Source organism: Trichocoleus sp. FACHB-40, assembly GCF_014695915.1.
In the GTDB taxonomy this organism is placed as follows: Bacteria; Cyanobacteriota; Cyanobacteriia; order Cyanobacteriales; family FACHB-T130; genus Funiculus; species Funiculus sociatus.
The window spans coordinates 29,030-43,952 of record NZ_JACJPF010000060.1 but is presented as its reverse complement, the minus strand read 5'-3'; the positions used below and the strand labels follow the sequence as shown (position 1 = coordinate 43,952).

16 protein-coding genes are annotated in these 14,923 nt (G+C 44.8%); 3 read left to right on the top strand and 13 right to left on the bottom strand.

The annotated features are described in order from the left end of the window. Nucleotides 1-181 precede the first annotated feature (181 nt). Nucleotides 182-3,553, bottom strand: a complete 3,372-nt coding sequence (locus H6F63_RS13855; RefSeq protein WP_190638185.1) for a PAS domain S-box protein — start codon at nucleotides 3,551-3,553, stop codon at nucleotides 182-184. Nucleotides 3,554-3,831: 278 nt separating this feature from the next. Then, nucleotides 3,832-4,200, bottom strand: a complete 369-nt coding sequence (locus H6F63_RS13850; protein WP_190425209.1) for a translation initiation factor — start codon at nucleotides 4,198-4,200, stop codon at nucleotides 3,832-3,834. 165 nt (nucleotides 4,201-4,365) lie between these two features. Between H6F63_RS13850 and trpB the strand changes: the two genes are divergently transcribed. The 3 genes from trpB to H6F63_RS13835 are packed head-to-tail and all read left to right on the top strand — an operon-like array spanning nucleotide 4,366 to nucleotide 6,820. Further along, on the top strand, nucleotides 4,366-5,634 hold the full coding sequence (gene trpB / locus H6F63_RS13845; protein ID WP_190638184.1) for a tryptophan synthase subunit beta: 1,269 nt from the start codon (nucleotides 4,366-4,368) through the stop codon (nucleotides 5,632-5,634). Continuing rightward, a complete protein-coding gene (locus tag H6F63_RS13840; RefSeq protein ID WP_190638182.1) occupies nucleotides 5,634-6,155 on the top strand; it encodes a CAP domain-containing protein in 522 nt (173 codons plus the stop codon). The genes trpB and H6F63_RS13840 overlap by 1 nt, the downstream gene beginning before the upstream one ends. A 44-nt stretch (nucleotides 6,156-6,199) precedes the next feature. Beyond that, entirely contained in the window at nucleotides 6,200-6,820 is a 621-nt protein-coding gene (locus tag H6F63_RS13835) for a ribonuclease D (protein WP_190638180.1), read from the top strand. 27 nt (nucleotides 6,821-6,847) lie between these two features. On the opposite strand, the gene H6F63_RS13830 is transcribed toward H6F63_RS13835, so the two are convergent. From H6F63_RS13830 to truB, 11 genes are all read right to left on the bottom strand, one after another. Next, a complete protein-coding gene (locus H6F63_RS13830; protein ID WP_190638178.1) occupies nucleotides 6,848-7,225 on the bottom strand; it encodes a rhodanese-like domain-containing protein in 378 nt (125 codons plus the stop codon). 124 nt (nucleotides 7,226-7,349) lie between these two features. After that, on the bottom strand, nucleotides 7,350-7,475 hold the full coding sequence (locus H6F63_RS30545) for a hypothetical protein (protein WP_277876414.1): 126 nt from the start codon (nucleotides 7,473-7,475) through the stop codon (nucleotides 7,350-7,352). Nucleotides 7,476-7,996: 521 nt separating this feature from the next. Then, a complete protein-coding gene (locus tag H6F63_RS13825; protein ID WP_190638176.1) occupies nucleotides 7,997-8,356 on the bottom strand; it encodes a DUF760 domain-containing protein in 360 nt (119 codons plus the stop codon). A gap of 188 nt (nucleotides 8,357-8,544) precedes the next feature. After that, a complete protein-coding gene (gene scpB, locus H6F63_RS13820; RefSeq protein WP_190425267.1) occupies nucleotides 8,545-9,060 on the bottom strand; it encodes an SMC-Scp complex subunit ScpB in 516 nt (171 codons plus the stop codon). Between the two features lie 38 nt (nucleotides 9,061-9,098). After that, nucleotides 9,099-9,950 (bottom strand): ATP-binding cassette domain-containing protein, encoded by an 852-nt coding sequence (locus H6F63_RS13815; RefSeq protein ID WP_190638272.1) that lies wholly within the window; start codon nucleotides 9,948-9,950, stop codon nucleotides 9,099-9,101. Between the two features lie 124 nt (nucleotides 9,951-10,074). Then, nucleotides 10,075-10,335, bottom strand: coding sequence for a TIGR02450 family Trp-rich protein (locus tag H6F63_RS13810; RefSeq protein ID WP_190425189.1), 261 nt, complete (start codon nucleotides 10,333-10,335; stop codon nucleotides 10,075-10,077). 3 nt (nucleotides 10,336-10,338) lie between these two features. Then, entirely contained in the window at nucleotides 10,339-10,695 is a 357-nt protein-coding gene (locus H6F63_RS13805; RefSeq protein WP_190425186.1) for a hypothetical protein, read from the bottom strand. 122 nt (nucleotides 10,696-10,817) lie between these two features. Beyond that, nucleotides 10,818-10,979 (bottom strand): hypothetical protein, encoded by a 162-nt coding sequence (locus tag H6F63_RS13800; protein ID WP_190638174.1) that lies wholly within the window; start codon nucleotides 10,977-10,979, stop codon nucleotides 10,818-10,820. A 39-nt stretch (nucleotides 10,980-11,018) separates the two neighbouring features. Continuing rightward, a complete protein-coding gene (locus H6F63_RS13795; RefSeq protein ID WP_190638172.1) occupies nucleotides 11,019-12,968 on the bottom strand; it encodes a prolyl oligopeptidase family serine peptidase in 1,950 nt (649 codons plus the stop codon). A gap of 33 nt (nucleotides 12,969-13,001) precedes the next feature. Next, a complete protein-coding gene (locus H6F63_RS13790; RefSeq protein WP_190638170.1) occupies nucleotides 13,002-13,865 on the bottom strand; it encodes a hypothetical protein in 864 nt (287 codons plus the stop codon). A gap of 38 nt (nucleotides 13,866-13,903) precedes the next feature. Then, a complete protein-coding gene (gene truB / locus H6F63_RS13785; RefSeq protein WP_190638169.1) occupies nucleotides 13,904-14,800 on the bottom strand; it encodes a tRNA pseudouridine(55) synthase TruB in 897 nt (298 codons plus the stop codon). Nucleotides 14,801-14,923 lie beyond the last annotated feature (123 nt).

The window sequence follows — 14,923 nt, the reverse complement described above, 5'->3', positions numbered from 1 at the left end:
AAATTATGGGTTATAGAGTCCCTAAAGATATTTCCATAAAACATTGGATTTCAGTCTTCAAACCTAACAATCAGACGCATTTGTTGGGTGAGTGCCTTGTGGCGTGGCGTTTGAGTCACCTCACCTAACAAATTGCAGGTTTGAGATTTTGAGCTTCTAAGTGAACTGTATTGCTTTATAACTAACACTCAAGCTGATGGATGGGAATTTTAATAACAAATTCCGTACCTTTCCCCATCTGAGAAAAACAGCGCAAAGATCCAGAATGTTTCTCGACTACTATTTGGTAACTAATCGACAATCCTAGACCAGTGCCTTTGCCAACAGGTTTTGTGGTATAGAAGGGATCAAAAATTCGTCGTCGTACTTCTTCGTTTATTCCCGAACCATTGTCTGCAATCCGAATCGATACATGATTGCTACCTCGCACTTCAGTGCAAATCCGAATCGTAGGAACTGAGGACAAGGAGGAGAAGGCTTTTTCTTCCTGGTCTATACCTCTTTCCCCAGTCCCTAGTCCCCAGTCCCTAATTCCCATTTCCAAGGCATCAATAGCATTACTAATAATATTCATAAATACCTGATTGAGTTGTCCGGCGTAGCAGTCAACTTTGGGCAGATTACCATAAGTTTTGATTACTTGGATTTCGGGACGATTTGGTTGAACTCGCAGGCGATTTTCCAGAATCATCAGCGTACTTTCGATACCTTCGTGGATATCTACCTCTTTCATTTCGGCTTCGTCGAGGCGGGAGAAAGTTCGTAATGACAGAACGATGTCGCAGATGCGCGTAGCTCCCATTTTCATTGAAGAGAGAACTTTGGGAAAGTCTCCTTTGAGAAAATCCAAGTCGATAGCTTGTATTTCTTCTGTGATTTCTGGGGTGGGATTGGGATATTGTTCTTGATAAAGTTGCAGCAGACGCAGCAAATCTTCCGCGTATTCAGTGGCGGGAGTGATGTTGCCATAGATGAAGCTTACCGGGTTGTTAATTTCGTGAGCTACACCTGCTACTAGCTGACCGAGAGAAGACATTTTTTCTGATTGAATCAGCTGGAATTGGGTTTTCTGCAATTCTCGCAAAGTTTTTTCTAACTGTTGCGCCTGTTCTCGCAATTGCGCTTCCGATGCTTTTAAGGCTTGTTCGACGGCTTTTTTGTCGGTAATGTCGCGCACAATTACCAGGACTTCAGTTTCCCCACTGACGGCATACCGAGCTTCGTAATCGCGCATTTTGCCGTCCATCCCCTGCATCTGATACTCATAAACTTGAGCTTCGCCAGTAGCGATCGCTTTTAAAAGATTTTGCATCGTAAACTCAGCTACCTCTGGGGGCATCACCTCATGTATCTTTTTGCCCATAAATAAGCTGGGAGGCATTAAGAGCGAATCTTCTGTCGGCGCGTGGAAGTCGAGATACGTACCATCAAAGCTCATGCGAAATAACAAATCTGGAAGCGCTTGGATCAAGGCGCGATTTCTAGATTCGCTCTTTTGCAATGCTTCCTCTGCGCGTTTGCGATCGCTAATTTCTAAGATCACTGCACCAACACCTATAAGCGTGCCATCTTGCCCAGGTAAGGGGAAATAAGAACACATGCAATATCGCTCTACGCCTGGTTGTTGTGAGGTTTCACCGCTGATTTCCAGGTTAAGAATTGGTTTGCCAGTGGTCAAAACCTGCCTATAGGTAGCTTCTAAAATTGGTGCCAGTTCGGGGAGGATGTCTGAGAAAGTCTTCCCGATATGGTCTGTTGCTGGTATTCCATTAATTTCTGCCAGCATTTCGTTTATCTGCACAAACCGCAGCTGGTCATCTACTATAGCTAATCCAGCCGTTGCACCGCTGAAAAAGGCATCAAAGCGAGCTTGGCGTAGGGCTAATTCTTTTTCTAGGGCAATGCGCGAGCTAATGTCTTGAATAACGGTAATAAAATATTTGGGTTTGCCAGACTCCTCGCGCACCAGCATCGGAGTTAGCTGCGCCCAGACAAGGGAACCATCTTGGCGGATGTAACGCTTCTGGATCGAGTAACTTTGAATCTCCCCAGCCAGCAGCTGGCGAATGTTCTCCAAATCGCTATTAAGGTCATCCGGGTGAGTGACATCTTTAAAGGTGAGCGCCTTTAGTTCTTCCTGGCTGTAACCCAGCAGATGGCAAACTTTTTGATTGACAAACAGCCAATGTCCATCTAAAGAAATATGGCAGATGCCAACAGCTGCTTGCTCAAAGGTGAATCGAAATTGCTCCTCGCTTTCTCGAAGTGCATCAAGAGCTTGTTGGCGATCGCTAATGTCAATCCCTACCGCCATAAAAAAGTCAACTGTGGGAGAGATATCCTCGCCTGTCTCTTTAAACACCAACGTACCATGCCACTCTACCAAGCGCTTTTCACCCGTCTTGGTTAGTACCTCGTTGGTATGTACGTTTGATCCACGAAAGTTTAGGAGACACTCTAAAGTCTCTAAAACTCCCGCCTGCTCAGCTTCGGGGACGAACATCGGCAAGTAATCTTTACCCACTACCTCCTCTAAGGTGTAGCCCAATGCGTCTAGCATCGCTGGGTTCATCATCTGAACCTTTCCATCTGCGCTTAGGGTAACAAAAAAAGCCGGACACGCTTCCATCAGGGTGCGGCTGAAGTTCCTTTCTTTGATTAATTCTTCCTCAACAGCTTTGCGTTCTGTTATATCGGTGGAAATGCCGCACAGAGCGTAGGGAACACCGTTCTCGTCACAGAGGGGAAACTTCAGCGCCAGGTAAGTGTGAAGTTTGTCATCTTGCACAACTTCCTCCAACTCCATTGGAGTTTTGGCTGCTAGCACTTTTTGGTCGTTATATCGAAATGTGTCTGCTGTTTCCTTGGGAAAAATATCGTAATCAGTTTTACCTTCTAACTCTTCTTTGTTGATGTGGAACACAGCTTCGCATTGGCGGTTGACCAAAAAGTATCGTCCTTGCGTATCTTTCAGGTAGATTAAGGCTGGGGAGTTATCCAAAATTGCCTGTAGTCGCTGTTCGCTCTCTTTTAGTGCTTCCTCTACCCGCGCCCGTTGGGCAATTTCAACTTGCAATTGATCAATAGCATTGTTGAGTTCAGCACTACGCTCCTTAACAATAATTTCTAACGCTTCCTTTGCCTGTTTTAGCGCTGCTTCTGTGCTATTATTAACCGTTTTAACAGCAGGACTTTCAGTAATTACCTGTGTCATCATCAAAATGCCACCGATTTCACCCGAAGATTGCCGCCAAGGATGCAGTTCCCAATTCACCCAGCCAATTGTTCCATCAGCACGGGGAAAGGGATCTGCTTCGCACTTTTGGACTTCTCCTGCCAAACTGCGCTGGTGGATCTGCTTCCAACGATCGGGAATTTCGGGAAAGACTTCGTAATGAGAGCGACCGATGATATCTTGGTTAGTTAAGCCATAATCTGTTAGCCAGCGACGACTGGTTATCAGGTAACGCATATCGCGGTCGAATATCGCGATCGCTGCTGGGGTGTGTTCCGCCAGCAATTGTAGCAGTTCCGCATTCTCTGGAACATTCATGGTTATTAAAATACAAAAAATACCTTTTTTAATTAGCAGGAACAGGTAAATTCCCTAATTAGATATTTATACTGATGCGATGGAAAATTGAAACAGAGAAAATACCGATTTTAAGCAGATTCAATGCTGTTTTACTCGCAAAGTTACCATGAAATACCTAAATAATTAGAATTATTTTAATATTTTTTAATAAACGCAAAAAATTGGTATACGGATAGAGGTTAGCAGCGATCGCTACTAACCTCTATCCGCCACCTGAATTGATATAATTAAGTAAATCAGCCGCCACTAATTTTGGCTTTATAGCCTAATTTAGTAAGAATTTCAACGAGTTTCTGCGTATGATCGCCCTGAATTTCCAGAGTATTATCTTTAACAGTGCCACCAGTGCCGCACTGAGTTTTTAGCTGCTTCAGGAGAGCTTCTAGAGTTTCAGGTTTCACCTGAAAGCCACTAATCACCGTCACAGTTTTTCCCTTGCGCCCTTTACGAGAAGCCTGAACTTTCAGATTTTGCTGATTTGACGGTAATTCGGCAATTGGTCTTTCAAAAGCGGCAGAATTATCGCCGTTGCCAAATTCCGAGTAGACAACGCGCTTTTGAGCAGATGTTTGGGAATCGGAGGATTTGCGGTTAGAAGAGGACATCGCAGTTAGGAATGAGGTTCTTTAACCATTAAGTACAGTGGGGGTTGAGAAGGAAAAAGGGAAAAATCGAGAATTATTTTTTACCTTTTACCTTTTGCATCAGAGCCTTTTTTTGCCCACCCTACAACTATAATGAAGTTTATGCTGTGATTCCCTTTAATAACTGTGACACGTACTCCCATTTCTCCTAATTCTCAAGAAAGTGCCAACGCCTCTGCACAACAACCCGATGCGCTAGGAAGATTTGGACGTTTTGGCGGCAAGTACGTGCCGGAAACACTGATGCCTGCGCTCTTGGAGCTAGAAGCTGCTTTTGAGGAATATCGCAAAGATCCAGCTTTCCAACAGGAACTCACAGAACTGTTGCGAGACTATGTGGGACGACCAAGCCCTCTTTACTTTGCCGAGCGCCTGACTTCTCATTATGCTAAGCCAGACGGCACGGGGCCGCAAATCTATCTGAAGCGAGAAGATTTGAACCACACGGGCGCTCATAAAATTAACAATGCTTTGGCTCAGGCATTGTTGGCGAAGCGCATGGGCAAGCAACGCATTATTGCCGAAACGGGTGCTGGTCAGCACGGCGTGGCTACAGCTACGGTTTGCGCCCGGTTTGGACTAGATTGCGTCATCTACATGGGCGTTCACGATATGGAACGGCAAGCCCTGAACGTGTTTCGGATGCGGCTGATGGGGGCGGAAGTTCGCCCAGTGGCAGCGGGGACGGGAACGCTCAAAGATGCCACTTCGGAAGCAATTCGGGACTGGGTGACGAATGTAGAAACTACTCATTACATCTTGGGTTCGGTGGCGGGGCCGCATCCTTACCCGATGATGGTGCGGGATTTCCATAGGGTCATTGGTCAGGAAACTCGCGCTCAAGCGATGGAAAAATGGGGCGGGTTGCCGGATATTCTCCTAGCTTGTGTCGGCGGCGGCTCAAATGCAATGGGACTATTTCACGAGTTTGTGAATGAGCCTAGCGTGCGGCTGATTGGTGTGGAGGCTGCTGGTGAGGGTGTGAATACAGAAAAACACGCAGCAACCTTGACAAAAGGTCGAGTTGGTGTATTGCACGGCGCGATGAGCTATTTGCTGCAAGATGAGGATGGTCAGGTTGTGGAGGCGCATTCGATTAGCGCTGGGCTAGATTATCCTGGTGTTGGCCCGGAGCATAGTTATCTCAAGGATGCAGGTCGGGCAGAATATTATAGCGTGACTGATGCTGAGGCGCTGGAGGCGTTTAAGCGAATGTCTCAGTTGGAGGGGATTATTCCGGCGCTGGAAACGTCGCACGCGATCGCATACCTCGATACTCTTTGCCCTGAACTAAGTGGGAATCCCCGCATTATCATCAACTGTTCTGGACGCGGTGACAAGGATGTGCAAACAGTCGCGAAGTTGCTCAAAGACACGGAATCGTTAGAAAAGTAATGCCATTATCCGCACGGATAGCCTTGGGAATGCTTTTTCTGGCTGCTGGGCTGAGTGGCTGCGATTCTATCTTAAATAATCAGCCGCCGCCCAGTACGCCTGCGACTCAACCAACCTCAAATTCTGGTTCCTACACAACCTTGGAACAGTCTGTTCACGAACAGATAAATCAGTATCGCAAGTCCCAGAATTTGCCCCCCTTAACTCTGAATGCTGAAATCAGCAAAGAGGCGAAGGCGCACAGTCAAGCAATGGCAAATGGTACAGTTGCTTTTAGTCACGATGGTTTTGAAGGGCGAGTCAAGGAAATTGGCACGTCGATAAACTATCGCAGTGCGGCGGAGAATGTGGCGTACAATCAAGGCTACAGCGATCCGGCTACCCAAGCGGTTCAGGGTTGGATAAAAAGTCCCGGTCATCTGAAAAATATTCAAGGTGATTTTAATTTAACTGGGATTGGTGTTGTCCAGAATGCTAAGGGCGAGTATTACTTGACGCAGATTTTTATCAAACGCGGGTAATGGAGTTGGCTGGGTTAATTCAGTAATGGTGTAAGGAGAGGAAATTGGAAGATTTTCAGGTTTGCGATCGCGACCTTCCCGACAATATACTTTCTGAGTATCTGCAACAGGAAGCGATCGCTGTGGATACGGAAACAATGGGATTGTTACCGCAGCGCGATCGCTTGTGCCTGGTGCAACTGTGCGATAAAGATAGAGTAACAGTGGTGCAAATTGCCAAAGGACAAACAGACGCACCCAATTTAAAAAAGCTAATGGAAGCCCAAAGCGTCCTGAAAATCTTCCACTTTGCTCGTTTCGATGTCGCCCAGCTGCGTTATCATCTCGGCATCCACGTTCAGCCTATCTTCTGCACAAAAATCGCCAGCAAACTTGCTAGAACCTATTCCCCTCGCCACGGTCTTAAGGAATTGGTGCAAGAATTAGAAAAGGTGGAACTTGATAAAAGTTCTCAAAGTTCCGACTGGGGTAATGCAGAGAATCTTTCTGAGGATCAACTGCGCTATGCTGCGAATGATGTCCGTTACCTAGTGAGCGTGCGCCAGAAACTTATTGTTATGCTGCAACGAGAAGAACGTTGGGAAATTGCCCAAGAGTGCTTTAAGTGTTTGCCCACTATAGTAGCTCTAGATTTACTGCAATATAAAGATATTTTTGAACACTGATATAGCAGTGTTCTTTTCTAGTCAAGCTTAAACATCTATAGATAGATTTCTTTCTACTGGATAGCCAACCGCCTTCCACGCCGCTACACCGCCTCTAAGTTCAGACACATTTTCAAACCCAGCCGCACGCAGTTGTGTAGCTGCTGCGGCTGTTTCATCGTCGGTTTCGCCGTATACATAAATATCGCGATGTAGTTCTAAACTAGATAAGGCGCGGTTTACTAATTCGTTCATCGGTATGGGGATAGCTCCCATGATATGGCTGATGTTGAAAAAGCTGCGATCGCTTACATCAATAATTGTTAGCGCTGGTTCGCCCCAGTCCAGTCGCGCTTTGAGATCAAACACGCGAGACTGGGCGGCGATTGGTGGCGGTGAGGGAATAATTCCGAAAAAGTTAGTCATGGCTGGCTGCGACTTTTTATAATATTCTCTGCAATTTAACAATAAGTTTTAAGAATTGCAAATTCTTATAGATAAAATATTTACATCCAGTCCAAGTTATGCCTAGTGATATAGGTGCAATTACTTAACAAGCATAGACATCGGGTAGGAATATCCAGCAAGCGATCGCGCGTAGCACAAAATCCCGGTGGGAGCATCCTGATGCGTGCAAATCTACCAGACGAATTTTATTCGCCGTTTTTATAAGCATTGGGATTTTCCGGTATTAACTATTAGAAATACCGAAATTAAAATAAAATAAAAAATTTTTAAATTATTGAATATTAAATGTATATAATTTCTATTTACCTGCAAAATTGGACAAGGCTTTTCATCAGCAAACCAGCTTTATCCTTAATATTTGACATTATTCTTCATCGGGTTTACTCTCCCTAAAATTTCTGCCGTGCTAGGATAGCAATCAGATAAATTAGCGTTGGTAGTGTGTTAGAAGATGACCCCGAATGAACTGTTAACGTTAGTGTTGATGCTCTCTCCTGGGATTTTACTCTCTGTGTTGATTTTGAGTGCCTTTGCTGCTGGGGGCTGAATTGGAATAGCAAGCGGCCTACGTCCACAATAGGGTGATGGCTTTAGCCTAGAAAAAAACCCTGGCGCTAGCTGTTTGTTAGCACCTCAAAAAAAACAGCACCCTTAATTTAGATAGAAGCGCGATCGCTGCTACATGCTGCTAAAAGCAGCTATTCGCTTACTATCGCTAATTGATTGGGTTTAATCAGTGGATTTTTCGCTGCCGGAAGATTTCTTAGGCAAGGTAGAAGATCCAGTCAAAGTTTCCTCTAACTCCATGCGTTGTTCTATCTGGCGCAAGAAATATCCAGTCATCATTGCTGATGCCAATAAACCTGCTAAATTTTCTCTGTCAGTGGTAATTTGTACCTGAAAATTTTCTGAAGGTAGCATTCCCACCAGCCCTTGAACATTCTGGGAGATAATTTGCTTAATTTCAGGAGTGACGGATTTAGCAACCCGCGCTAAAACTTCAGGAGGTTGGTGCTGAATATATTTCAGCAACTGATTGACTTGTGTATCTTCAGGTTCGCCATTAAGCAAATCGGGGTTAAATACCATTGGAATTTTCTAAGGATTTCATTGGCTTTTATCTACTTTAAACGATTGTGTTGTTTTGCAACGTCGTACCTTAGCGCGGATTGTCTAAGTCGATGGAGAGATTTTTGGCTCAAAAAAGACCTAGCAACTCTCTGGCGTAGGGTGTACAGTGTCCTGGTAGCGCGCCAAAGTATTCAGCGGCGCATTTACTACCGAAATTCGTCATTCTTTACGGCTGTAGGGACATCCAGCTGACTCAGTTGGGGAAGTTGTTCCACTTCAAAATACTGATGAAATTTTTCTGTCACCTGTAGCCAGTAGGAACGCCCATCATCTTGTCGGCGTTTGGTGACAAAACCGAACTCGACGAGTTCCTGAACGTGCTGATATGCTCCCGATCCGCGCAAGTCTACTAACTCAGATTGGGTGATGGAACCTTTGAGGGCGATCGCTGCTAATGTCCTCAATGCGCCTATTCCTAAGTCTAGCGGCACTAAAGTCTCGACTAACGATTGAAAAGGCGATCGCAATTGCAAGGTGTAGCCTTCAGGTGTTTCAACTACTTCCAGGGCGCTGTCACGGTGCGCGTAATCGGTCATAAGCTGAATAATCGAATCTTCAGCATCATCGCGATCGCATCCTGCATACTCGGCAATTTCGGCAATAGAGACGGGTTTACCTTTGAGGTAGAGAATAGCTTCAATTTTCGTAGCGAGGCTAGGCATCATCATTAGTCAATTGTCCGTTGCCAACTGACAAAAAATCAGTCTAGTTGGCGTCCGGTGAGTTCGACAAAAATATCTTCTAAGTTGGAGGGGCGAACCATCATACCAGTTTTGTTGGGTGCGGTGTCAAGGTAGGCGTTAGCTTGTTCTAAGTTGGGGAAGAACTGATATTCTAAGCGATCGCCTACTTGTTTCATCACCAAACCTTCACCATGTTTAGAGCGTAGCTCCTCCAGGGTGCCAAGTTCTATCAGTTTACCAGCATCCATAATCCCAATGCGATCGCATAAATATTCCACCTCATCCATATAATGCGTCGTCAAAAGCATCGTCATCCCCTGCTTATTCAAATCCAGAATAATTTCCCAGAGGCGGCGGCGGGTTTGCGGATCTAGTCCTACCGTTGGTTCATCCAAAAACAAAATCTTCGGTTCATGTAACAGCGACCTCGCAATTTGCAACCGTCGCTTCATCCCGCCAGAGAGGGTTTTCACCAAACTATCTCGCCTCTGGTGCAACTCCACATACTCCAGCCATCGATCTATATCCTGCTGACGCTTCTTCGTGGGGATGTGGTGCATTCGTCCGTGCAGTTCCATATTTTCCCACACGGTTAAATCCATATCCACACTGGTTTGTTGCAACACCACGCCGATATTTTGCTTTACCTGCAACGGTTGGCGCACCACATCATAACCTGCTACTTCAACTCGTCCATCGCTAGGTTTTGTGAGCGTTGTTAGCATCCGAATTGTAGTAGATTTCCCCGCGCCATTGGGGCCAAGTAAGCCAAACATTTCTCCAGATTCAATCGTAAAGGAGAGGTCGTTGACGACGGGAACTTTGTTGTAAAATTTGTGGACTTTTTGCAGGGAAACCGCAGTCATAATTGCTATTTTTTTAAAAAATTCTGAGTTTTGAGCTAAAAATTAGAACTTAGGAGTAGCAACTAAGAATTTAAAATTCTTAACTTCCAATTCCCTAATTTATAACTCAAAAATAAAAATTAACTCCTCAATACTCTCCCATTATTTCTTCAGTTTCCCTCATTTCGTGTAAGGTTTGCCAACCTGCTTGCCACTCAGAAGGATTTTTCAAAATTTTGGCGTTAGTCCAGAAACGCACATTGGGGTCGCAGGAAGCCACCATTTCGGCAAAGACAAACTTGCCTTGGTTTTTCCGATTAACTACTTGGAAGTGTCTCCAACCCCACGTTTTTTGTTGGGCTGTCCATTTGGAACCGACAAGGTGAGGATATTTCAGCTTTTTCTGCATTTACTATTCAATCAGATATTTCTGGAGGGAAAATACTTGGCATTGCAATCCTCCATTATCTACACATATTGCCAAACGGTCAATTTTTTGCAGCCAGATCCATCTAACCGTGTTGCCAATTTTCTGTTTTTTCTGGATCAGACGTTTTTGTACCGCTTCATTAGGGCAAAGGATTTGGAAAGTGACTACCCCGCCTTCTTCTATTTCTCGAAATAGACAATCCCGAAACTTAGCACGGATGCTGCTGTCGAATTGACTGTGAAATTTCCGTAGCTTACCAGTCCATGTTGTCTCGCGACGGTGGGGGGGTATGAGGCGGAAATCATCTTGATCTTCTTCGTCGGGATACAGAGGAGACATAATCTTCCTGTGCTGGTTGGGGAGAAAAAATTTTATTTTACATATTATGTTAATAAAATTGTGAGTTAGAAGCGCGTTTTTCTGCAAATTTAGTAGGGTGGGTTTTCATCCCACCCTACTGTTTAATCGTCTATGTTATTGGGAATTTCAGCTAAGTAAGCACGCTCAAGAGATTCTATGCTAATTTGGGGCGGCTCATCTCCACTTTCTTCTATTTCCTGCTGGAATTCGACAAGTGTCTGAAATAACTCTTCGGTAATTCTGAAAATTGGTTCGTCTGTCATAGTGTCCCCTCTCGATGCCAATAGACTCACTATTCATTTTTACAAATTAGCGATCGCTATTGGTTCTACCGGATGGGCTAACTCAAACCCAAAGACGCGGGAATAAAAGTAAAACTCTCCATCGATGACACGTTTGATATTCTCGGCGCGGCGGAAACCATGCTGTTCGCCCTCGAAGGCGACATAAGCAACGGGTAAACCCTTGGAACGCAACACATCAACCATCATCTCTGCTTGGTTGGGAGGGACAACTTTATCCTCAAGCCCTTGGAAGAAAATAATCGGACACGATAACTTATCTGTGAAGTGGATAGGCGATCGGTCGTGATAAATATCTTGCCGTTCTGGGTATGGCCCAATCAAGCGATCGAAGTAACGCGATTCAAATTTGTGGGTATCTCTTAAGAGTGCTTCTAAGTCGCTGACACCGTAATAACTCGCACCCGCCTTGAAGACATCGCGGAAAGTTAAGGCGCAAAGTGTAGTGTAACCCCCAGCGCTACCGCCTGCGATCGCCATCCGATTTTCATCTACCAAACCTTTTTCGGAAAGATATTTCGCCCCATTGACGCAATCATCCACATCCACAACACCCCACAGCCCATCTAAACGCTGATGATAACCCCTTCCATAGCCAGTGCTACCACCATAATTTACATCCAGGTATGCAAAGCCGCGACTTGTCCAGTATTGAATCCGTAAATTTAACTGGCTAGAAGTTGCTGCTGTCGGGCCACCGTGGCTTTTCACCACTAAGGGCGGTAATTCGCCCTCTGGTGCCATAAAGTCGTGGTTTTGGGGCGGATAGTAGAAGCCGTATGCTGTTAACCCATTTTCCGTCGGAAATTCAATCGGCTGTGCAATGGACAGATACCCAGCATCAATTTCCAACTTACTAGAACGCCGCAACACTGAACTCTGCCCAGTAGTCAAATCCAGCTGAACAATGGAACTAAATTCTGTTGGCGAACCAGCAATGAACTCAACACGACCAGCAACAGCTTTTAAAGAAGTAATTTCAGTGTAAGGCGTTTCAATTTGCTGTAGTTTTCCGATCGTCGTGTCGAGACTCGCTAAATGCCATATTCCCTGCTGGGTGTAAGTACAGATGATGCGATTAGCAGATTCAAAAGCATAAGTGGACATCCCAAAAATCCACTGAGGAAGTCCAAATTCCGCCTCCATTTCGCACAAAGGTTCAGTTAACCCCAACCCTTCGCCTTCAACGGGAGAAGCTTTTTTGTAAAGATTCCACCAGCCACTGCGATCGCTAACAAAGTGTAAAATGCCATCTGGCGACCACTCTGGCTGAAAAATCGATTCATCTGCACCACCAGCCACCAATTGAGATTCCCCCAAGGAACCATCTGGATTAATTTGGGCTACCCATAATTCAGTACCATCCCAAGGCATATTCGGGTGGTTCCAAGTTAACCAAGCAAGTTGAGAACCATCTGGTTTCAGGCGCGGCGACGAGTAAAAATCATTGCCAGAAACCAACACCCGAACATCTTCGCCATTTTCCAAATTGATGCTAACTAAGGTATTGACAGCTTCTTGACCCTCGCCCGTGTGGTCTTCTCGCACAGCATACAGACGGTTTCGCTGTCGGTCAATTACTGCATCCGCATAGCTCATTTTAGCCTCCGGTGTCAGAGGTTGCGGTTGGGAACCGGGAATCAGGCGATAAAGGCGCTGATCCGCGAAGTTGGAAAAATAGACGATACCATCAGCGACGCAGTAAGCACCGCCGCCGTATTCGTTGACGCGGGTGCGGACATTAAAGGGAGGCGGCGCAATATCAATGGTTTGCCCGTCGGGGGTACTTCGCACAATTACAGTCCGTCCAGCTTCCGCAGGTCGCCCCTCAATCCAGTACACATCTTCGCCATCTATGGCAATTTGCCCCAATCCTATCGTTTCCGAAACCATCAAGTCTGAGGTGATGGGAGATTTCCAAGAACCATAGGGTTTTACTTGCTGCGTCATGTTTTTGTCAGTTGTTTATTGTCAGGCTAATAACTATCTTGGAGGAAATTGCTGCTCATTCACAATGACAAATTCAGCAGAAACCAAACCATAGGAGCGAACTTGGTCAAGAATTTTTAATAATTCTTTGGAATTGGTATTGGTGGAAATTTTCTGACGCGATCGCTTAGTCAAATCAACTACCTCAATCGGCCCCGGTTCGCTGGTATTCTCGCAGGCAAAAACAACTTCTGAAGAAGAAATAAATCCTAAATAGGAATTACTTTCAAATCCGTTGCAATTAGAAAATGCTAAAACATTATAATTGTTGAGCGTATCTAATATTATATGATTAACCCATGATTTATTTAAACCATCAAAAACATCTAGTCGGACAATCAAATATCTGTTATCCGGTGAAAAAGAAATAGGATTGGCTACAACATAGTAATTTTGCAATCTTTCTGATATTCCCAAAGCCGCAGCCAGCTTTCTTTGAACTGAGCCATCGGCGTTTTCAATTACTAATTCTTCCGCAATCTTTTCCGCAATATTAGAATTACATTTTATTAAAAATTCATTGGTATTGCGGCTTCTGTACTGACCCACCCTCCTCAAAATCATATTAATATAAACGGATTTCAAACTATCGGGTGATGTTAAAATTTGGGATTGATACTTAAGCTGCGTGGAACCCTGACAGTTACCGTTTAATCTGCTAATGGTTTGCTGACTCAATTCCGCAAAAGATTGATTATCTTGAGCTGAAGCTTTATTTATACTGGAAAAAACACTGGTAACGATGGCGCAATAAATTAATGATGTTTTTATTGATAGGGCAATTCTCTTTGAATTGGGAAAGATACTTTTTTTAACGAACCGCCGAGACGCAGAGGAAGAGAGGAGAAAGAGGTTCATAAATGAATTTTGATTGCTATATTATTACTACCAATTCTCTACGATATTGGCTCAAAAACCATCTGAGAAATTAGCAGATAGCCAACATCTGTTGCCCCTAAACAACCAATGCCTAAAAAGCGCCCATCTTCATCATGAACCCGCAGTGCGCCATCACTAATAGGCGCATCTGGAGGAAAAACACGTTGTCCTTGGCACCATGCTTTAGCGTCTTTTGCTGATAAGGTGAGGGTGGAAAGATGGGACAGCGCTGCTACTGCTGGAATCGGGTTAAAGGTTTCTAATTTTAGCTGTGCTTCTAATTCCTCAAAAGTTAGGCTATCTGTTAGGTGGAAGCCGCTACTGGAAGTGCGAGTCAAAGCGGCAAGGGTACCGCCGATGTTGAGAGATGTTCCTAAATCGCGAGCGATCGCTCTAATATAAGTTCCAGCACCACACGCGATCGCTACATCCAATTCTGGAAAATCGCCTTCTCGCCATTCCAAAATTTCTATCTTGTAAACTTCAACTTGTCGCGCTGGAACATCTATTATTTCCCCCGTTCTTGCCAAATCGTAAAGTCGTTTTCCATCAATTTGAATCGCACTATAACGAGGTGGTAATTGTTGAATATTTCCCACAAATTGCCCAAGGGCTGCTTTCACCTGTTCTAAAGTTAATTCCCGTACAGGTTCAGCGCTAATAATTTCCCCTTCCAAATCATCAGTCGTCGTCCTCACACCCAGCCGAATCGTTCCCCAATAAGCCTTATCTGACCGCAAATATTGCAACAGTCGCGTTGCCTTTCCCAGCGCAATTGGTAAGACCCCCGTAGCAGCAGGATCTAAAGTTCCCCCATGTCCCACCCGCTTGAGGCGCAAAAGTTTTCGCACTTTAGCAACGCAATCGTGAGAGGTAAATTCAGTTGGCTTGTTTAAATTTAAAAAACCTTGCACAAAATAATCCTATAAAAGTAAAGTACGCAGCGATTAGAAATTGCGGTTATACAAACGAAGTCTGCGTAGGCGGACTTTATAACCCGCACAAGCAGGTTTTGTCTGTATAGCCGCATGACTCCA